The sequence below is a fragment of the Companilactobacillus formosensis genome, assembly GCF_005405305.1.
Lineage (GTDB): Bacteria > Bacillota > Bacilli > Lactobacillales > Lactobacillaceae > Companilactobacillus > Companilactobacillus formosensis.
Genome location: NZ_BJDU01000001.1, coordinates 242,083 through 261,431 on the forward strand (window position 1 = coordinate 242,083; position 19,349 = coordinate 261,431).

Consider the following 19,349-nt stretch of genomic DNA (forward strand, 5'->3'; position numbering starts at 1 on the left):
ACTTAATATCAATTTAGAAGCGGTGGAGGTTAATATATTGACTGAAGAAAGAAAAACTTTTTACATTACAACACCCATTTATTATCCATCTGGAAAATTAACAATTGGGAATTCATATACAACGATTGCAGCGGACACATTAGCTCGTTACAAGCGTAATGAAGGCTATGACGTGTTCTTCTTAACAGGAACTGACGAACATGGTCTAAAAATTGAACAAAAGGCCGAAGAAAAGCACATGCAACCACAAGAATACGTGGACATGATGGCTAAGGGTATCAAAGAACTTTGGAAGAAACTAGATATTTCCAATGACAAATTTATCCGTACAACTGATGAATATCACGTTAAAGCGGTTCAAAAGATTATCGAACGTCTAATCAAACAAGGCGATATTTACCTAGGTGAATATGCTGGCTGGTATTCAGTTGATGATGAAGAATACTTCACTGAATCACAACTTGCTGAAGTTTACCGCGATAAAGATGGTAAAGTCACAGGTGGTAAAGCTCCTTCTGGACATGAAGTTCAATTAGTCAAAGAACCTTGTTATTTCTTCAGAATGAACAAGTATGCTGACCGCTTGTTGCAATACTACAAAGACAATCCAACCTTCATCCAACCAGAAATTAGAAAAAATGAAATGATCAACAACTTTATCAAACCAGGTCTTGAAGACTTGGCTATTTCACGTACTAGTTTCAACTGGGGTGTTAAGATTCCAAGTAATCCTGAACACGTTGTTTACGTATGGGTCGACGCTTTGTTGAACTATATCACAGCTCTAGGTTACGGCAGTGACGATGACTCATTGTTTAAGAGATACTGGCCTGCCAATGTCCAATTCGTTGGTAAGGAAATCGTTCGTTTCCATACAATTTATTGGCCAATTATTTTGATGGCACTAGATTTGCCACTTCCTAAGCAAGTCTTTGGTCACGGTTGGCTATTGATGAAAGACGGTAAAATGTCTAAATCTAAAGGTAACGTTGTCTATCCAGAAATGTTAGTTTCAAGATATGGACTAGATTCACTACGTTATTACTTGATGCGCGCTATGCCATTTGGCAATGATGGTGTCTTCACTCCGGAAGATTACATTGACAAGATCAACTATGACTTGGCTAATGACCTTGGTAACTTGTTGAATAGAACTATTTCTATGATCAACAAGTATGACGACGGTAAAATCGTTACAACTACAGCTGTGACTGATTTGGATAAAGATTTAGAAAAGACTTACGCTGATACTTTGGCACAATACCGTGAGCACATGAATAAGTTTGAATTCCCAGAAGCTCTAGCTAGCGTTTGGGCTTTCATCAGTCGCGCTAATAAGTACATCGATGAAACACAACCTTGGGTCCTTGCTAAAGACGATGCTAAGAAGGCTGAACTACAATCAGTTCTTGGTCACTTAGCCGAATCATTACGCTTGATTGCTCTTCTAATCAGTCCAGTTATGACACAAGCTCCTGTAAAGATGTTTGCTCAATTAGGATTAGATTACGACAACGATAAGTCACTTGAATTTGGTGAAACTGTTGTTGGTAAGACAGTTACCGCTAAACCAGAACCAATCTTCCCAAGACTTGATGCTAAAGAAGAAGTTGAATACATCAAAGGAAAGATGGCTGAAGAACAAGCTAAGCACGGTGCTGGTAAGTTGAGTAAATCTGCTCAAGCTAAGGCTAAGGCACAAAAGGAAGCTGACGATGGTTTCCCTAAAGAAATTGAATTCGACGACTTTGCCAAAGTTAAGATGGTTGTAACCGAAATTCTCGATGTTAAACCAGTTGAAAATTCAAGCAAATTATTACAATTCAAACTAGACGATGGTTCTGGCGTTGATCGTCAAATCCTTTCAGGTATGCACAAATTCTATCCTAACTATAAAGAATTGATTGGCAAGAAAGTTCTAGCAGTTGTTAACCTTAAACCTCGTAAGATGGTTGGTGAATGGAGTAACGGAATGTTATTGTCAACTGAAAAGGGCGACGAAGTTAAATTAGCTATCGTGGATAATTCACACAAAAATGGAGCTATTTTAGGTTAATGAAAATATTTGATACGCACACACATTTAAATGATCCAGCCTTTAGTGGCAATACTCAGCAATTTATTGATAACGCTAAGGAACTTGATGTTGATGAGATGGCTATTATTGGTTCTAACGAGGAATTCAATATTGAAGCCATTCGCTTAGCTCAAAATTATCAACCATTGCATGCGGTTATTGGTTGGCATCCTGAGTTTGCTAAAGAATACAATGAGGAACAACTAGTTAATCAAATCAAACTTCCTGAAGTAGTCGGAATTGGTGAAATTGGTTTGGACTACCACTGGGAAGAAGATCCAGAACCTAAGATTCAACAAAAAGTTTTGATTCAACAATTGGATGTGGCTCAGCAATATAACATGCCAGTTTCAATTCATTGTCGTGATGCCTTTGATGATATGTACCAGATTTTAAAGAATCATGACATGTCAAAATCAGGTATTATCATGCATAGTTTCAATGGGGATGTTGAATGGCTCAACAAGTTCTTGGATTTGGGACTTTGGATTTCATATAGTGGTGTCGTTTCATTCAAAAATGCTCCTGAAGTTCACGAATCAGCTAAGGAAACGCCATTAGATAGATTACTAGTTGAAACGGATGCACCTTATTTAACACCGGAACCTTATCGAGGGCACACTAATCAACCAGCTTATACGCGCTATGTGGTTGATGCGATTGCAAAATACAAAGGTATTACACCTGATGAAGTGGCTGAACATACTTTTAACAATGCCCACCAAGTGTATAATCTATAATTATGAAAAAAATAAAAGAAATTATTGTAGTTGAAGGAAAATCGGATACGAATCGCTTGAAAGATTGTTTAGGTGATGTGGACACGATTGAAACGACTGGATCGGCTTTGAGTGAAGAAACCATTAAACAAATTAAGATTGCTCAAAAAAAACGTGGCGTTATTATTTTCACGGATCCAGATTTTAATGGCAATCGCTTGCGAACAATTATTCAAAAAGCAGTCCCAGATGCTAAGCAGGCTTTTTTACCTCGAGCTAAAGCAGTTCCTAAGAAGAGCGATGGTAGTTTAGGAATCGAGCATGCTAAAGATGAAGATATCAAAGCGGCCTTAGCTGCTGTTTATACTCATGCTGAAACTGATTTTCAAGCTTATGATCACGCTGATATGGTCAATTTAGGTTTAGTTGGCAAGCCGGATTCTCACCAAAGAAGATTGTTCGTTGGTTCAGAATTAAAAATTGGCTATACGAATGCTAAACAATTTTTGAATCGACTAAATATGTTTCAAGTGGCACCTGATGTTTTGGTAGCTGCGGTTAAAAATTTTGATGAAGGAAGTACTCATGACACAAAATAGATTAAGTATTGCTGATCCTATTCGCACGAATGACATCATGCGTAAATACAAATTACGTGCAAAGAAAAGTTTAGGACAAAATTTCTTAACCAATGAAAAAGTTTTGGACGATATCGTTGATGCTAGTGGTTTAACTCCTGATGAAATTGCCATTGAAATTGGACCTGGTATCGGTGCTTTGACTGAAAAGTTAGCTCAAGTGGCAGAAAAAGTTTTTGCTTTTGAAATTGACGATAATTTGATCCCAGTTTTGGCAGATACGTTGCAGTATTACGATAATATCGAAGTTATCAACCAAGATATTTTAAAAGTTGACCTAGACAAATTCGTTAAAGAGCATGGTTTGGAAGGTAAGACTATCAAAGTCGTTGCTAACTTGCCTTACTACATTACGACACCAATTATGTTGAATTTGATCAACAGTGATTATCCATTCCAATCTTTAGTTTTGATGATGCAAAAAGAAGTTGCTCAACGTATCACTGCTAAACCCGGTCATCGTGAATACGGTTCTCTGACAATTGCTGTTCAAACACAGATGAATGCACGAATCGACCGAATTGTTGGCAGCAGTTCTTTCATTCCTAGACCAAAAGTTGATTCTGCAGTAGCAGTTTTGGATCGACTACCTAAAGATCAAATTGATATCGAAGATCCAAAATTCTTCAATCAAGTAGTTCGCTCTGCTTTCATGCAAAAACGTAAGAGTTTGATGAATAATTTACTCAATTGGTTAGGTAGAACTGATGAAAACCGTGCGAAAATAAAAAAAGTTTTTGAAAATTGTGATATCGCCGAAAATGCCCGTGCAGAGCAAGTTTCCATTGAACAATTCAAAAAAATGGCGTTAGAATTTAGTAAAATTTAGATTACAAGTTTATTATTTTCTTGCAGTTTTCAAAGAAACGTGGTAAAATTTCACTCCTAAGGAGTGATTATTATAATGCCAACATCATTGAAGACAATTAAGAGTCGATTAGATTCACACTTAGGTGAGAATTTGACAATTGTTGCACAAGCAGGTCGTAAGAAGGTTGTCCGCCGTCGCGGTACCCTATCAGAAACATTCCATTCAGTTTTTGTTGTAGATTTGGATCAAAATGAAAACTCATTTGAAAGAGTTTCATATAGTTATGCTGATTTATTGACAAAATCAATTGATATTAAGTTTGATGGTGAAGAATCAGACGATTCAGAACCAGAAGCTGAAGTTGAATAAAATAATAAGCGTTCATTAGAATAGAGGTTTGGACAAAATCGTTCAGACCTCTTTTTTTGTGTGAAGGCTGAAGGCAAAGTTTGGGGAAAGACATGTTTTACTTTGAAAAAAACATGAATTGTTCATTGTTTTGCTTTATAATCTTGTAGGAAGATATGTTTTAGGAGAAAAAAAGATGAAAACACGAAGAAGCGAACGTTTAATTGATATGACTCGCTATTTGCTGGAACGACCACATACATTAATTTCATTAGCATTTTTTGCTGATCGTTACGAATCAGCTAAGTCATCAATTTCTGAGGATTTAGGAATTTTACGAAGAACTTTTATGATTAGAGGAATTGGTGTTTTGGAAACTTTGCCTGGAGCTGGTGGCGGAGTTATCTTTACACCGGGAATCTCTAAGAAAGAAGCTACAGAATTTATTGAGGATACTTCCAAGCGTTTGGTTGAACCTAATCGAATTTTGCCTGGTGGATATTTGTATTTGACTGATTTATTGGCAGATCCAGAATTGTTGAGAACAGTGGGTCGCATGATTGCTACACAATATTCACAAAGTTCTATTGATGTTGTCATGACAGTGGCAACTAAAGGTATACCAATTGCCCAAAGTGTAGCTAATTTCTTGAACATTCCATTTGTCATTGTTCGTCGTGACTCTAAAATTACAGAAGGTTCAACCATTAGTGTTAACTATGCATCTGGTTCATCTGATCGTGTGGAAAAGATGGAATTATCAAAGCGTAGTTTGGACGAAGGTTCTAGAGTCTTAGTCGTTGATGACTTTATGAAAGGCGGCGGTACTATCAATGGTTTGCAAAGTTTGATTTCTGAATTTAATGCTATCTTTGTTGGTGCGACCGTTTTTGCTGAAAATATCAATATCCACAGTCAATTTAGTGATGACGATATTACGTCAATCTTTAAAGTAACTAAAATCGATACTAAAAACCGAATTCTCAATGTAGAACCAGGAAATTATTTAACTAATACCGATTTCAGTTATTTTGAATAAATTCTAGATTGAGCAGTCATATATAATAATGCTATTATATATAAGGATATTTGAATGACTGAAGGGAGTTTCTGATGTCGAATCGTTATGTAATAATTCTTGCTGCCGGAAAAGGTACAAGAATGAAGTCAAGATTGTACAAAGTATTGCATCCTGTTGCTGGTAGAGCCATGGTTGACCATGTTTTAACACAAGTTGAAAAAATCAAGCCCGACCAAATCGAAACTGTAATTGGTAATGGTGCTGATAAGGTTGAAGCATTACTTGGTGACAGAACTAAATATGCTTTGCAATCTGAACAACTAGGTACAGGTCATGCTGTATTGCAAACTGAAAAAGATTTAGGTGACAAGGATGGTATTACTTTGGTAGTTACCGGTGATACTCCTTTGTTCACTGCGCAAACTTTTGAGAATCTTTTGGACTTTCACGAAAAGGAACAAGCTAGTGCAACTATTTTAACAGCTCACGCTGACGATCCATTTGGTTATGGCCGAATCGTTCGTGATAGCAATGGCAATGTTGAAAAAATTGTTGAACAAAAAGATGCTTCTCGTAGTGAACAAGAGATTCAAGAAATCAATACTGGCGTTTTGTGCTTTGATAATAAATTGTTATTTGAGAATTTGCACAAAGTCAATAATGACAACGCTCAAGGTGAATACTACTTACCAGATGTTATTTCACTATTGAAACAACAAGGTAAGAAAGTTTCAGCTTATCAAATGGCTGATCTTAGTGAATCATTAGGTGTTAATGACCGTGTAGCTTTATCAAAAGCTGAAAAGATCATGCAAAGAAGAATCAATGAAGCACATATGCGTGACGGTGTAACAATCGTTGATCCTGATAATACTTACATTGATGTTGACGTTGAAATTGGCAATGATACTGTCATTGAACCAAACGTTAAGATTTTCGGTAAAACGACTATCGGTTCAGAATGTGTTATCGGTTCTGGTTCAAGAATTTCAGATTCTGAGATTCAAGATAACGTTGAAGTTATCAGTTCTACAATTGAAAAAGCTATTATGCACAAGGGTAGCAACATTGGACCTAACTCACACTTACGTCCTAAGGCTGAAATTGGTCGCGACGTTCACGTAGGAAACTTTTGTGAAATTAAGAATGCTAAGATTGGTGACAGAACTAAAGTTGGTCATTTAACTTATGTTGGTGATGCTACTTTAGGTACTGATATCAATGTTGGTTGTGGTGTGGTTTTCGTCAATTATGATGGCGTTAAGAAATTCCACAGTACTATCGGCGACCACTCATTTATCGGAAGTAATTCTAATATTGTTGCTCCAGTTGAGATGGCTGATCACTCATTCATCGCTGCCGGTTCAACGATAACAAAGGATATTCCTAAGCATGCAATGGCTATTGCACGTGAGAGACAAACAAATAAAGAAGATTTTTGGAACAGATTACCACTATCAAAAAGTGAAGAATGGAAATAAGGGTGAATAATTAAATGTCATGTCAAAATAACGAAGTACCAATGAAGATTTTTGCATTGAACTCCAACAAACCTTTGGCTGAAAAAATTGCTAAAGAGGTCGGCGTACCACTAGGAAAGTCATCAGTTACACGTTTCAGTGATGGCGAAATCCAAATCAATATTGACGAAAGTATTCGTGGTTCTGAAGTGTTCTTGATTCAATCAACTTCAGCTCCAGTTAACGATAATTTGATGGAATTATTGATCATGGTTGATGCACTAAGACGTGCTTCTGCTAGTGTGATCAATGTTGTTATTCCATATTACGGTTATGCTAGACAAGATCGTAAATCACGTTCACGTGAACCTATCACAGCTAAATTAGTTGCTAACATGCTAGAACGTGCCGGTGTTGATCGTGTGCTTGCACTTGATTTGCATGCTGCACAAATTCAAGGATTCTTTGATATCCCAGTTGACCATTTGATGGGTGCTCCATTGTTGGCTGACTACTTCCTATCAAATCACCTTGAAGAAGATGCCGTAGTTGTTTCACCTGACCACGGTGGTGTTACTCGTGCTAGAAAATTAGCTGAATTTTTGAAGACACCAATTGCTATCATCGATAAACGTAGACCTCGTGCTAATGTTGCCGAAGTTATGAACATTATCGGTAATGTTAAAGGAAAACGTGCCATCATCATTGATGATATGATCGATACTGCTGGTACAATTTCTCTAGCATCCCAAGCTCTAATCGATGCCGGTGCTACAGAAGTTTACGCATGTTGTACACACCCAATCCTTTCAGGCCCAGCTATTGAAAGAATTGAAGCTTCACCAATTAAGACTTTAGTTGTTACTGATTCAATCAATCTTCCTAAAGAAAAAATCATCGACAAGATGGTACAAGTTTCAGTTGGACCACTTATCGGGGAAGCTATCAAACGTGTTCATGACAATGACCCAGTTAGTCCATTGTTCAACACTCGTTTCGAAAGAAAGAATAAATAATAATAAATTAAGCATTCTCAATTGAGGATGCTTTTTTGATTAAAAAATCTCCTTGCAGTAACTAAATGGTTACTACAAGGAGATTATTTATTTGATTTTAAATAATTTTTTTGAATTTCTTTAGACAGAATCCCAAGATTCCTAAAATAGTTAAACCTAGGGCGCTTAGTAATGCAGATAACTTGTTACCAGTTTGTGGATGGTTTGAATAGTTATTTGTACCATGATCAGTAGTAGAATTTGTATTCTTAGCAATATGTTTCATCGATAAGTTAGATACTAAAGTGTTAGTAGTGTGATTGATAGTGGAACTCGAGTTAGAATTTCCAGTATTAGTTGTTGCAGTAGTATTAGTAGAATTACCAGTTGTAGCTTGAATTGGATTAGTATTATTAGTTAATGGGGTTGCTAAATCCTTATATTTTATTTCTTGGCTTCACCTTTATCGTAGTATCCATAAAGAAGTATTAAAAACTAAAAGCGTATCGAATTATTGTTTTTAGGAATAGAAATAGCCCTGATAAAATGCAGATAGATTTTAATCTAATCTACGTTCTATCAGGGCTTATTCATTTAATTACTTACTTTTAGTACCTTCTGTTGTCATGATTATTTCTTTGTTGATATCTTAGTAGGTCTCGAATTTGTTGTAAGTATTCAGTTTGTGGATCTGGTATTTCATCACCATTTTGGTCAAACTTACTACGAGATCCATCACGACGCATACGGTTCATCATTTTAACGATTAAGAACACAACGAACATGATGATTAGGAAATTGATTATGGCATTGATTAAGTCACCAATTAAAAAGGTTGCACCTAATACTTGAAACTTCATGTCTGATAAATCAATTTGCCCAATGATGAGTCCAATTAGCGGATTCAAAAGGTAGGTAGTGATCGCTGATACTAAGCTATTAAAAGCCGCACCAACGATAACACCGACAGCTAAGTCAACAACAGTACCACGGGAAATAAATTCTTGAAATTCCTTAAGCATTCTCGCTAAATCTCCTTCATTGCATTTTTTGTACAAGTTTCACTTTACTATATTTTGATAAAAATGAAAGGTTTAGCAAAATATTTATTGAATATTTAATCAGAATGAAATTTGTTTTTGTTAGTGTTAATTGCCGTCTTCCACACAAGCCCTGTGATTGGCTAGAACGCTGCCGACGCATTTGAGCCAATTTTCTTTGCTATTCCGGACTAGATGGAGATTCTATTTTTTTATTATGAAAGTAATTAAATTTAGTGTTCTTTCTTGTAATCCAAGTATTGTTTTTTGACTTGTTTCAAATCACTTAAATCTAGTTTTTGGTTCACTTCGTCAGTCATTTGTTGTTTAGTTTCTTCATCCCAGTCATAAAACTTACTCATGTAATCAATTACAGGGGTTTTAATACTCTTCATGTGAGAGATATTGAATAGCATCTGACTGCTGCGACGGAGTAAATAATCGATAGGGTGTTCAACCATTTCGTATTGCAAACCGTAATTTAACATTGCCCAATCGATTCTTGGTAAGCGAGCTTTGGTTTTAGTTTCGGGTAATAGTTCATAAATAGCACGTACATTTGAACCGAAACGTTGGACTAATTTTTCCGCATCGTCACGATCCAGATCATAATTTACGATACCTTCGTGTACTTCTTTATCGAAGAATTCCATCCAGTATTTACCACCACCGACGTCACCGCCTGATAAAGCTAAATCCTTTGTCTGAGTAGGTAGAAATTCATATTCGCTCTCGAGATCTAATTGTTTGGCTACACGATCGACGATTTTTTCTGCCATTTTGCGATAGCCAGTTAATTTACCACCGGCAATGGAAAGTAATCCTGATTTTGATTGGAATATTTCATCTTTACGTGAAATTTCTGAAGGGGATTTACCTTCCTCTTGAATCAAAGGTCTAACTCCAGACCAACCGCTTTCGACATCTTCAGGTGTTAAATATTCTGGAAGGTCAAACATTTGATTGGCGGCTGCCAAGATATAAGTAACATCAGTTGCAGTGATATTAGGTTCCTTAGGATCTTTTGTCCAAGTAGTGTCAGTCGTTCCAATATAAGTTTTACCTTCACGAGGGATGGCAAACATCATTCTTCCATCGTGGAAAGGCGTATCAAAGTAGATTGAATTAGAAATTGGAAACTTATCATGATCGATAACTAAATGTACACCTTTAGTTAAGTGCAAATGTTTACCAGTGTTGGAGTGATCCATTTCTCTAATTCCATCAACCCAAGGTCCTGTGGCGTTAATGATTTTCTTGGCGTGAATCTCACCAGTTTTTTCGGTGATGAGATCTTTGAAAATAACACCACAGATTTTGTCATTGGAATCATACAAAAGACCAGTAACTTTGACATAATTGGCGATTAAAGCACCTAGTTCATTGGCTTTTTTGAGAACTTCTAAGGTCAGCCGAGCATCATCAGTTCGATATTCAACATAAACACCAGAACCCTTTAAACCTTCACCTTTGATGTATGGTTCACGTTCCAAAGTGTCATGTGAGTTCAACATGTATTTGCGCTCTGAGTATTTTACTTCAGCTAGACGATCATAAACGTCCAAACCAATAGCAGTTGTGAAAGGACCAAAAGTTCCATCTTCGTAGAAAGGCAACATCATTTTTAAAGGTGTCGTGACGTGTGGAGCATTGTTATAGACGATAGCACGTTCACTACCGACTTCGTGAACTTCTTTGACAGCTGCTTGTTTTAAATATCGTAATCCTCCATGGACTAATTTAGTTGAACGACTAGAAGTTCCAGAAGCAAAGTCACGCATTTCTAGTAAACCTGTTTTTAAATTACGGGATTGTGCATCAAGTGCGATTCCACTACCAGTAATACCCCCACCGATAATCAGTAAGTCCAAGACTTGATCTTGCATATTTTGTAAATTAGATGATCTAGTTTTATTTGAAAATTCTGACATGATATTCCTCCTCATTTTAAGAAAGCCTACTTAGTTAAGTACATTCTAATAAAATTCAGAACAAGTTGAAAGCGATTTACATGATGATTTTGTCATTGTGAATGTGCTTTTGGAATTCAAGATAATAATTATTGAACAAATCATCCGTTTGTTTTAATAACATTGATTTAGGGAAGTAGAAACGTTGATCGCCTAGGATTTTACCTGTTAAGGCATTGACTAATCGACTGACAGTTGAAAGTTCAATCAAAGAGCCATCGTCTTGCATGATTTCAATTTGAGTTCGACTCTTGTTGGAATTGGGATTGTAAACATCGTAAGGCAAATCAAAACTAGAATTAGTGGCGGTGTAGTACTTTTTATCAAACCCAGCGTTTTCAACGATTTGAGCTAATTCAGGTAGGAAATGCTTAGTTTTGTTGTCATATTCTGATGATTTGAATGGCTTACGAGATAAGAAACGATAGGCTAAATCTTTGAGGATTTCATCTGGATAACTTTGCCAAAGCGTGAAGTAAGTATTGAGAATACCGTCATCTAGTAATAGATAATCATCGATTGTCACTTTATCTTCAAAAAATGGTACTAATAGACTTGGCATCTCAAAGTCGCGCATATGGTTGTGTTCGTATAAATCCTTAGCTCGTTGCAATAATTTCGTTAAAACGACCTCCATACCACGAGAAACTGGGTGGAAGTAAATTTGTTGATACATTTGGAAACGGCAAAGTACATAGTCTTCAACGGCGTGCATCCCGTCATTATCAAAGGCAATCCCACCTTTATAAGGACGCATAACGCGTAAAATTCTTGTTAAATCAAACATTCCATATTTAGTACCAGTGAAGTAAGCATCACGTAATAAGTAATCCATACGATCAGCATCGATTTGACTAGAAATCATCTGAACGACTTGAGGATTAGGGTAAGTGTGAGCAATGACACTGGCTACTTTTTCGGGGAAGTCTTCGCTGACTTGTCGAAGGACTTGATTGATTTCGGTTTCTTTAGAGGTAATGATTTTTTGCGTCCACATTTCGTGGTCAGTGTTGAAGATGTGTTCAAAAGTATGCGAATAAGCACCATGACCGACATCGTGTAGCAAAGCAGCACATAAAGCAACTAGGCGTTCGTCATCATTCCACAATCCATCGCCAGGAGTTTTGGATGGGTAGTTTCTTTGGAAATTATCGCAAATTTGGCGAGTGATCTCGTAAACACCCATACAATGCGTAAAACGAGAATGTTCAGCGCCTTGGAAAGTAAATGAAGAAGTACCTAATTGCTTGATCCGACGTAAACGTTGAAATTCCTTGGTATTGATTAAATCTAAGATGACTTGATGTTGAACGTGGATATAATTGTGAATAGGATCTCGGAAAACTTTTTCTCGGGGTAACATTTTGATATTATCTGTCATTATTTCTCCTCCAAAATAATTTTATTTCGCTTGATCAAGCTATTTAGAGTTTGGTTAAAAGCGTTCTGATATGGTTGTGAGTTTTGAACAATAAAAAATTCTTTTTGTGAAATTTTATAATCGGGTGTTAAAGCACTGAGGATTCTTTTTTTGGCTTCAGCCACGGATAAGTCAATATGTAGTAAACTATCAAGATTTTCCATCGCGTGAATATCAATGTCAGGATAGTCGAATTGTTGATTCTTAGGAAAATCACCAACTTCATAAAAGTCTTTCATCAATTGACTACGTTTCTTTTGGTTGCCATTGATACTTATATAGGCCATCACAGCTACAGCGTTACCTACTCGGCGTTGAGAAATTCCAGCAAATTTTTGAGTATCGATGCTGAGGTCAAATGTTCCTGGACAATAGGAGCGAGTGATTTCGCCAGTTTGAATCTTGTTACTGAAAGCTTTTTTTAGTAAAATATACATTTTGTTATAAGCATCATCGATTAAGAGATTGTCTTTATCCGGCAAAAAGAGGGTACAATTCAAAATACCGTCATCAGAAACTACGCCTAAACCACCGGAATTGCGTAAATAAAATAAATAATCTTTAGATGATAAAAAATCGAGTCCACTTTGAAAATTAGTGAGTCGCTTATCTTGCATCCCTAAGATCACAGTTGGTGGCGTAGTCCAAAAGTGAATGACTGGTTGACTAGTTTCAGAAACAAATTTTAAAATAGCACCGGTATCAGAAAAAGGTACAAGTAAATCTTTGGTTGAGCTAATTTGTTGGTCATATAATATAATAGTATTGTTCACTTAATCACTTCTTTTAATTAATTAATATAATTTTATCATGTAGAGGCGGGAGTTATTGGAAAATAATAGTTTTGACATAAATGTCGAATTAAATATAGAAACTTTGCAATCAGGGGAACTGACCCATACAAAGATTTCTGAACCAGGTAAATTTATTCAAATTGGTGATTCGATTTATTTACGGTTCAATGAAAGTCTAGATAATAATGACAAAGCGTCAATCTTAGTTAAAGTGACTGAGAGTGGCGAAATTCATGTTAAACGTGTTGCTAAGTCGACGAATTTAGCATCATTGTTGTATTTTACGCATCAAAAGCACAATACGGGTCATTTGGAAACAGAATATGGAGTCTTGCCATTAGCAACTTATACCAAGGATTCTCAAGTTGAAATTGTTAATAATCCACTTTCTGGTAAAATAAACATTGATTATGACTTGATTTACGATGATAATGTGATAGGTAATTATAAGTTTAGATTGATTTTTAGTGCTTAGGTCTATATCATTATAAGTAAGACGCTGCGAAAGGACGTGTACACGTTTGAAGTTTGATAAATTCAAGGATCAAAATAAAGACGAGCTCTCATTGATTGAGGTTGCCTATGAGATTCTCAACAACAATAATAAAGAAGTAATGAATTTCTCAGATATCGTTAACGAAATGCAAGACTACTTAGGTAAGTCTGACGAAGATATCAAGAGAGCACTTCCACAATTCTATACAGATTTGAATAATGATGGAAGTTTTCTTTCACTCGGCGAAAATGTTTGGGGTCTACGTAAGTGGTATCCATATGATTCAGTCGACGAAGAGGTAAATCACCCAGAAGATAATGGTACTGAAAATGCTCATAAAGCTGCTCAAAAGGTTAATGCCTTCTTGAGTGAAGATGATGACGACGATGATGTTGTCGATTATGATGATGACAGTGACCTAAATGTATCTGACATGGATGATGACGATGACAGTGATGGCTCATCAAATAATGGACCGGACTTGTCTAAGTTCACTAATTCAGATTTAACATCAGTTGATGATGACGACGACGATGAACATGATGATTCATTGGAAGACGGTATTGAGGGACAATTATCAGAATTTGATGCTGACGATGACGACGAAGATATCGACTTGTCTGACCAAGATGATGACGACGATGACGATGATGATGAAGAATAGTTAAAAAATAATAGTTAAATTTTCGAATTAAAAGTTTGACGACTCGAACATATCACGGTATTATATAGTTCGGGCTCTATTAGATAGACAAATTCAAGTTCCCTGTTCATGTTGAATAGGGGACTTTTTTATTTTTGCGAGTAAGAAATCCCTAGAATTAGTATGTGGAGGAAGTTATGACTAAATACATTTTTATTACAGGTGGAGTTGTTTCATCATTAGGTAAGGGAATTGTTGCCGCATCCCTTGGTAGACTATTAAAAAATCGCGGCCTTAAGGTAACAATGCAAAAGTTCGATCCTTATATTAATGTGGACCCTGGTACTATGAGTCCATACCAACACGGTGAAGTTTTCGTTACTAACGATGGTACAGAAACTGATCTTGACCTTGGACATTACGAAAGATTTATCGATAACGATTTGAACAAATATTCAAACGTTACTACTGGTAAGATTTATTCCGAAGTAATTCGTCGCGAACGTCGTGGTGATTACAACGGTGCAACTGTGCAAGTTATTCCACATATTACAGATATGATTAAACAAAAGATTATGCGTGCTGCTACAACTACTGATTCAGATGTAATCATTACTGAAGTTGGTGGTACTGTTGGTGATATCGAATCACAACCATACCTAGAAGCATTGCGTCAAATGAAAGCTGAAGTTGGCTCAGAAAATGTTGTTTACATTCATACATCACTAGTTCCTTACTTGAAGGCTGCTGGCGAAATGAAGACAAAGCCAACACAACACAGTGTTAAAGAATTACGTGGAATTGGTATTCAACCTAACATCTTAGTAGTTAGAACAGAAATGCCAATGCCACAAAGCATGAAAGACAAGATTGCTTCATTCTGTGATGTTGACTCAGAAGCTGTAATCGAATCACTTGATGCAAGTTCACTTTACGATGTTCCTTTGAACCTACAAGCTCAAAACTTCGATGATATCGTATGTCGTTACTTGCACTTAGATACAAAACCTGCTGACATGGAACAATGGAACAAATTGGTTAACCGTGTCCACAACTTGAAGCATAAGACAAAGATCACAATGGTTGGTAAGTATACAAAATTACAAGATGCTTACATTTCAGTTACAGAAGCACTCCGTTCAGCTGGATACGCTTATAATTCAGAAATAGAGATTGAAAAAATCTCAGCTGATTTGATCAATGATGATAATGTTGCTGACTATTTGAAGGATTCAGATGGTATCCTAGTACCTGGTGGTTTTGGTAGCCGTGGACTAGAAGGTATGATTGCTGCTATTAAGTATGCTCGTGAAAACGACGTACCATATCTTGGACTATGTCTAGGTATGCAAATGGCAAGTATTGAATTCGCTAGAGACGTTGCTGGTATTAAGGATGCAACAACTGGTGAAATTGATGAAAATGCTGCTCATAAGATTATTGATATTATGGCAGATAAAAAAGATGTCGAAGATCGTGGTGGTACTTTACGTTTGGGTGCTTATCCATGTAAACTAAAACCAGGTACTAAAACAGCTGCTGCTTACGATAATCAATCAGTTATCCAAGAGAGACATCGTCACAGATACGAATTCAACAACGAATATCGTAAACAATTTGAAGATCTTGGCTTAGTATTCTCAGGTGTTTCACCAGACAACCACTTGGTTGAAGTAATTGAAATTCCTGAAAACAAGTTCTTCATTGCTGCTCAATACCATCCAGAATTCTTGTCAAGACCAACTAAACCAGAAGGACTATTCAAAGCCTTCATCGGTGCAGCTTCTGGCCTTGAAGAAGACGAAATTTAGTCTTCCTTAGTAGTCAAATATAGTTAGGAAAAAGCTTATGCAAAAACTTGTAATCAACGGTGGAAAGAAATTGTCGGGTGAAGTGACAATTGGTGGTGCCAAAAATAGCACTGTAGCTTTGATACCAGCGGCCATTTTATCCGATACACCTGTAGTATTAGATTCTGTTCCACAAATTAGAGATGTAAAAAATTTACGTTCTATTTTGAAAGATATGAACGTTACTTCAGAAATGAATAATGATGTATTGCGAATTGATCCGACAAAGATCCAATTTGCTGAATTACCAAGTGGTAAAGTTAGCAGTTTGCGAGCCTCATATTATTTTATGGGTGCAATGCTGGGACGATTCGGTAAAGCTGTAGTCGGATTTCCCGGTGGTGACGATATTGGACCACGTCCTATTGATCAACATATCAAGGGATTTGAAGCATTAGGTGCACACGTTGAGAACAAACATGGGCAGATCATTATCACAACTCCTGAAGAAGGTCTTAAGGGAGCTAAAATCTTTTTAGATATGGTTTCAGTAGGGGCAACGATCAACGTTATTCTGGCAGCTGTCAAAGCTAAAGGAACAACTGTGATTGAAAATGCCGCAAAGGAACCGGAAATTATTGATTTAGCAACTTTCTTAAATAACATGGGTGCTGTCATCCGTGGTGTCGGAACGGAAACTATCCGTATCGAAGGAGTGGATACATTACGTTCTAACAATGCTCATACGATTATTCCTGATCGAATTGAAGCTGGAACTTATTTGAGTTTAGCCGCTGCTTGTGGTGGTGGTATTTTGGTTAAGAATATCATTAGTGAACATTTGGATGCCTTTTTGGCAAAACTTGATGAAATGGGTGTTAATTTGGAAGTCGGCGAAGACAGTATTTATGTCAAACCATCACCTGAATTAAAAGCTGTGAATATCAAGACGATGCCATATCCAGGTTTTGCGACTGATTTGCAACAACCAATCACACCTTTGTTAATGCAAGCTAATGGCGATGCAATGATTATCGACACAATTTATCCTAAGCGAGTCAAACATATTGCCCAATTAACAAAAATGGGTGCCAATATCACTAGTGAAAATGATTTGATCTTCGTTCACGGTGGTGCCAAGTTAAAAGGTGCTAACGTGTCTGCTGATGAAATTAGAGCTGGTGCTTGTTTGATGATTGCCGGGCTGTTAGCTCAAGGTCAAACAGTGATCGATCATGCGGAAAATATCTTGCGTGGTTATGATCAAGTAGTTTGGAAATTACATTGTTTAGGTGCTGACGTCAAATTGATTGGTGAAGACGATTTAGTAGAATCTTGACATTAAAGAATTAACCTGATAAATTTATTTATATCAAATACAGAGGGGAAGTGCGCCGTTGAGAAACTAAGCTAGAGTTTTAAATTATACAAATATAGAAATATATGGTGTAGTTTAGCTCGGCTTAAATTCTCAACAGTGCTTCCTGTAAAAAGGGAGGACGCTGTTTAGCGTTCTTTTTTTTGTGCGCTTAAGTCGACTGATCGACACCTTGTGAGGTGTTGTTTTATGGGAACAATTCAAATAGAAAATGTTAGTTTTAAATATGATCAAATGATGGACAATTTGTTCGATTCCCTGAATTTAAAAATCGATGAAAGTTGGAAACTCGGATTAATCGGTCGCAATGGTCGTGGTAAGACGACGTTATTAAAGATGCTGTTGGGGCAGTTGAAATACAGTGGTCGAATAGTTTCCAATTTGAATTTTTATTATTATCCACAGACAGTTGTGAATAAAGAATTATTGACTATTTATGTAGTAAAGGAAATTACTCAATTAGAGGACTATGAACTTTGGAAAATTGAAGTCGAGCTTGATAAATTAAAAGTCGACCAAAAGGTTCTTCAGCAGCGATTCGCCACTTTAAGTCCTGGAGAAAGAACCAAAGTTTTATTGGCAATTTTATTCGTCGATGAATCAGGGTTTCAATTGATTGATGAACCGACTAATCACTTAGATATTGAAGGTCGTCAAATTGTTGCAGATTATTTAAAGAGTAAAAAGGGTTTTATCGTAATTTCCCACGATAAGAGTTTCTTAAATTCAGTGATTGATCACGTTATTTCTATCAATCGCAGTGATGTTTCGGTATACAAGGGGAATTTTGATACATGGCAAACGCAATGGGAATTACAAAATCAAACTGAAGCAGATGAAAAGGAACAATTACAAAAAGATATCAATCGTCTGCATGAGACTGCCGTTAAACGTGAAAATTGGTCGCGTCAAACCGAGGCACATAAGAACCGTAAACAATATCATGAAAAAGTTCATCTTGATAAGGGCTTTATTGGAACTAAGGCCGCTAAGATGATGAAGAAGGCTAAAGCAGCTGAAAATCGAGTTAATTCGGCAATCGATGAGAAGAAAACTTTGTTGAAAAACATCGAAATCGAAGCACCGATAGAATTAAACTACGAAAAAAGAAATCATCCTGACTTTTTTGTCCAAGTAGAAAACTTAACCTTAAAACATGACAATATAATGACGCCAAAAACGAGTTTTAAGGTCAAACGCAATCAAGTCGTGGCAATTATTGGACCGAATGGTATTGGCAAGACGACTATTTTTAGACAGATTCTTGGCCTACCACAGCCTTTTACACAAGCAGGCAATATTCGAGTAGCCAACAATTTAAAAATCTCTTATTTGCGACAAGATAACGAATTAAAAGGAACTATTACCCAATTAGCTGAACAAAAAAAGATTGAGGTTGAATTAGTTTTCTCTAATTTGCGAAAATTAGGCTTTGAACGTTATCTTTTTGATCAACCTGTGGAAAAAATGAGTCAAGGGCAACGACGTAAAGTTGCTTTAGCTCTGAGTTTGTCTGAAGTTGCTAACTTGTATTTCTGGGATGAGCCACTGAATTATTTGGATGTCATTACTCGTCAACAAATTATTGAAGCCATCCAAAAACAGCATCCGACTATGCTTTTGATTGATCACGACCAAGATTTGATAGATGCAGTTTCCAGTGTAAAAGTCAATTTACATCATTAGAATTGTGTTGAATAATTAGCTAACTCATGATATTATTAGACACTGTTAGTAATTTAATCTATA

18 protein-coding genes are annotated in these 19,349 nt (G+C 36.5%); 13 read left to right on the forward strand and 5 right to left on the reverse strand.

The features are described from left to right. Window positions 1-34: 34 nt before the first annotated feature. The 8 genes from metG (at window position 35) to FFM65_RS01205 (ending at window position 8,090) form a co-directional block, all read left to right on the forward strand. A complete protein-coding gene (gene metG, locus FFM65_RS01170; protein ID WP_371851267.1) occupies window positions 35-2,056 on the forward strand; it encodes a methionine--tRNA ligase in 2,022 nt (673 codons plus the stop codon). Next, entirely contained in the window at window positions 2,056-2,817 is a 762-nt protein-coding gene (locus FFM65_RS01175; protein WP_119317278.1) for a TatD family hydrolase, read from the forward strand. Before metG ends, FFM65_RS01175 begins: the two co-directional genes overlap by 1 nt. A gap of 2 nt (window positions 2,818-2,819) precedes the next feature. Next, window positions 2,820-3,395, forward strand: a complete 576-nt coding sequence (gene rnmV, locus FFM65_RS01180) for a ribonuclease M5 (protein WP_119317279.1) — start codon at window positions 2,820-2,822, stop codon at window positions 3,393-3,395. Continuing rightward, window positions 3,382-4,263 carry a 16S rRNA (adenine(1518)-N(6)/adenine(1519)-N(6))-dimethyltransferase RsmA gene (gene rsmA / locus FFM65_RS01185; RefSeq protein WP_059073647.1) on the forward strand — a complete coding sequence of 294 codons (882 nt, stop codon included), beginning with the start codon at window positions 3,382-3,384 and terminating at the stop codon, window positions 4,261-4,263. Before rnmV ends, rsmA begins: the two co-directional genes overlap by 14 nt. A gap of 75 nt (window positions 4,264-4,338) precedes the next feature. After that, window positions 4,339-4,614: a Veg family protein gene (locus FFM65_RS01190; protein ID WP_119317280.1), complete on the forward strand. Its 276-nt coding sequence runs from the start codon at window positions 4,339-4,341 to the stop codon at window positions 4,612-4,614. Between the two features lie 175 nt (window positions 4,615-4,789). Continuing rightward, entirely contained in the window at window positions 4,790-5,632 is an 843-nt protein-coding gene (gene purR, locus FFM65_RS01195) for a pur operon repressor (RefSeq protein ID WP_010018463.1), read from the forward strand. Between the two features lie 74 nt (window positions 5,633-5,706). After that, window positions 5,707-7,095 (forward strand): bifunctional UDP-N-acetylglucosamine diphosphorylase/glucosamine-1-phosphate N-acetyltransferase GlmU, encoded by a 1,389-nt coding sequence (gene glmU, locus FFM65_RS01200; protein ID WP_119317281.1) that lies wholly within the window; start codon window positions 5,707-5,709, stop codon window positions 7,093-7,095. Window positions 7,096-7,109: 14 nt separating this feature from the next. After that, on the forward strand, window positions 7,110-8,090 hold the full coding sequence (locus FFM65_RS01205) for a ribose-phosphate diphosphokinase (protein ID WP_119317282.1): 981 nt from the start codon (window positions 7,110-7,112) through the stop codon (window positions 8,088-8,090). A 97-nt stretch (window positions 8,091-8,187) separates the two neighbouring features. On the opposite strand, the gene FFM65_RS01210 is transcribed toward FFM65_RS01205, so the two are convergent. From FFM65_RS01210 to FFM65_RS01230, 5 genes are all read right to left on the reverse strand, one after another. Further along, window positions 8,188-8,355, reverse strand: a complete 168-nt coding sequence (locus FFM65_RS01210) for an LPXTG cell wall anchor domain-containing protein (RefSeq protein ID WP_119317283.1) — start codon at window positions 8,353-8,355, stop codon at window positions 8,188-8,190. Window positions 8,356-8,677: 322 nt separating this feature from the next. Continuing rightward, window positions 8,678-9,091, reverse strand: coding sequence for a large conductance mechanosensitive channel protein MscL (gene mscL, locus FFM65_RS01215; protein ID WP_119317284.1), 414 nt, complete (start codon window positions 9,089-9,091; stop codon window positions 8,678-8,680). Window positions 9,092-9,342: 251 nt separating this feature from the next. After that, window positions 9,343-11,040 (reverse strand): glycerol-3-phosphate dehydrogenase/oxidase, encoded by a 1,698-nt coding sequence (locus FFM65_RS01220; RefSeq protein ID WP_119317285.1) that lies wholly within the window; start codon window positions 11,038-11,040, stop codon window positions 9,343-9,345. Between the two features lie 76 nt (window positions 11,041-11,116). Continuing rightward, entirely contained in the window at window positions 11,117-12,460 is a 1,344-nt protein-coding gene (locus tag FFM65_RS01225) for an HD domain-containing protein (protein ID WP_119317286.1), read from the reverse strand. Next, the gene (locus FFM65_RS01230) at window positions 12,460-13,272 is read right to left on the reverse strand and encodes a lipoate--protein ligase family protein (RefSeq protein ID WP_119317287.1); all 813 of its coding nucleotides are present in this window, start codon (window positions 13,270-13,272) and stop codon (window positions 12,460-12,462) included. Before FFM65_RS01230 ends, FFM65_RS01225 begins: the two co-directional genes overlap by 1 nt. A 55-nt stretch (window positions 13,273-13,327) precedes the next feature. Between FFM65_RS01230 and FFM65_RS01235 the strand changes: the two genes are divergently transcribed. From FFM65_RS01235 to abc-f, 5 genes are all read left to right on the forward strand, one after another. Further along, window positions 13,328-13,768: a YwiB family protein gene (locus tag FFM65_RS01235; RefSeq protein WP_059073653.1), complete on the forward strand. Its 441-nt coding sequence runs from the start codon at window positions 13,328-13,330 to the stop codon at window positions 13,766-13,768. Between the two features lie 46 nt (window positions 13,769-13,814). Next, window positions 13,815-14,453 carry a DNA-directed RNA polymerase subunit delta gene (gene rpoE / locus FFM65_RS01240; RefSeq protein ID WP_119317288.1) on the forward strand — a complete coding sequence of 213 codons (639 nt, stop codon included), beginning with the start codon at window positions 13,815-13,817 and terminating at the stop codon, window positions 14,451-14,453. Between the two features lie 176 nt (window positions 14,454-14,629). Next, window positions 14,630-16,243 (forward strand): CTP synthase, encoded by a 1,614-nt coding sequence (pyrG, locus tag FFM65_RS01245; protein ID WP_119317289.1) that lies wholly within the window; start codon window positions 14,630-14,632, stop codon window positions 16,241-16,243. Window positions 16,244-16,280: 37 nt separating this feature from the next. Next, window positions 16,281-17,561 carry a UDP-N-acetylglucosamine 1-carboxyvinyltransferase gene (gene murA / locus FFM65_RS01250; protein ID WP_010018475.1) on the forward strand — a complete coding sequence of 427 codons (1,281 nt, stop codon included), beginning with the start codon at window positions 16,281-16,283 and terminating at the stop codon, window positions 17,559-17,561. Between the two features lie 228 nt (window positions 17,562-17,789). After that, window positions 17,790-19,286: a ribosomal protection-like ABC-F family protein gene (abc-f, locus tag FFM65_RS01255; RefSeq protein ID WP_119317290.1), complete on the forward strand. Its 1,497-nt coding sequence runs from the start codon at window positions 17,790-17,792 to the stop codon at window positions 19,284-19,286. The last annotated feature ends 63 nt before the right edge of the window (window positions 19,287-19,349 follow it).

Excerpts from the sequence above, each read along its gene's own strand:
- purR (WP_010018463.1), top strand. The coding sequence starts at position 4,790 with ATGAAAACACGAAGAAGCGAACGTTTAATTGATATGACTCGCTATTTG.
- FFM65_RS01210 (WP_119317283.1), bottom strand. The coding sequence starts at position 8,355 with ATGAAACATATTGCTAAGAATACAAATTCTACTACTGATCATGGTACA.
- mscL (WP_119317284.1), bottom strand. The coding sequence starts at position 9,091 with ATGCTTAAGGAATTTCAAGAATTTATTTCCCGTGGTACTGTTGTTGAC.
- abc-f (WP_119317290.1), top strand. The coding sequence starts at position 17,790 with ATGGGAACAATTCAAATAGAAAATGTTAGTTTTAAATATGATCAAATG.
- FFM65_RS01205 (WP_119317282.1), top strand. The coding sequence starts at position 7,110 with ATGTCATGTCAAAATAACGAAGTACCAATGAAGATTTTTGCATTGAAC.
- pyrG (WP_119317289.1), top strand. The coding sequence starts at position 14,630 with ATGACTAAATACATTTTTATTACAGGTGGAGTTGTTTCATCATTAGGT.
- FFM65_RS01225 (WP_119317286.1), bottom strand. The coding sequence starts at position 12,460 with ATGACAGATAATATCAAAATGTTACCCCGAGAAAAAGTTTTCCGAGAT.
- FFM65_RS01220 (WP_119317285.1), bottom strand. The coding sequence starts at position 11,040 with ATGTCAGAATTTTCAAATAAAACTAGATCATCTAATTTACAAAATATG.
- rnmV (WP_119317279.1), top strand. The coding sequence starts at position 2,820 with ATGAAAAAAATAAAAGAAATTATTGTAGTTGAAGGAAAATCGGATACG.
- FFM65_RS01190 (WP_119317280.1), top strand. The coding sequence starts at position 4,339 with ATGCCAACATCATTGAAGACAATTAAGAGTCGATTAGATTCACACTTA.
- glmU (WP_119317281.1), top strand. The coding sequence starts at position 5,707 with ATGTCGAATCGTTATGTAATAATTCTTGCTGCCGGAAAAGGTACAAGA.
- murA (WP_010018475.1), top strand. The coding sequence starts at position 16,281 with ATGCAAAAACTTGTAATCAACGGTGGAAAGAAATTGTCGGGTGAAGTG.
- rsmA (WP_059073647.1), top strand. The coding sequence starts at position 3,382 with ATGACACAAAATAGATTAAGTATTGCTGATCCTATTCGCACGAATGAC.
- FFM65_RS01175 (WP_119317278.1), top strand. The coding sequence starts at position 2,056 with ATGAAAATATTTGATACGCACACACATTTAAATGATCCAGCCTTTAGT.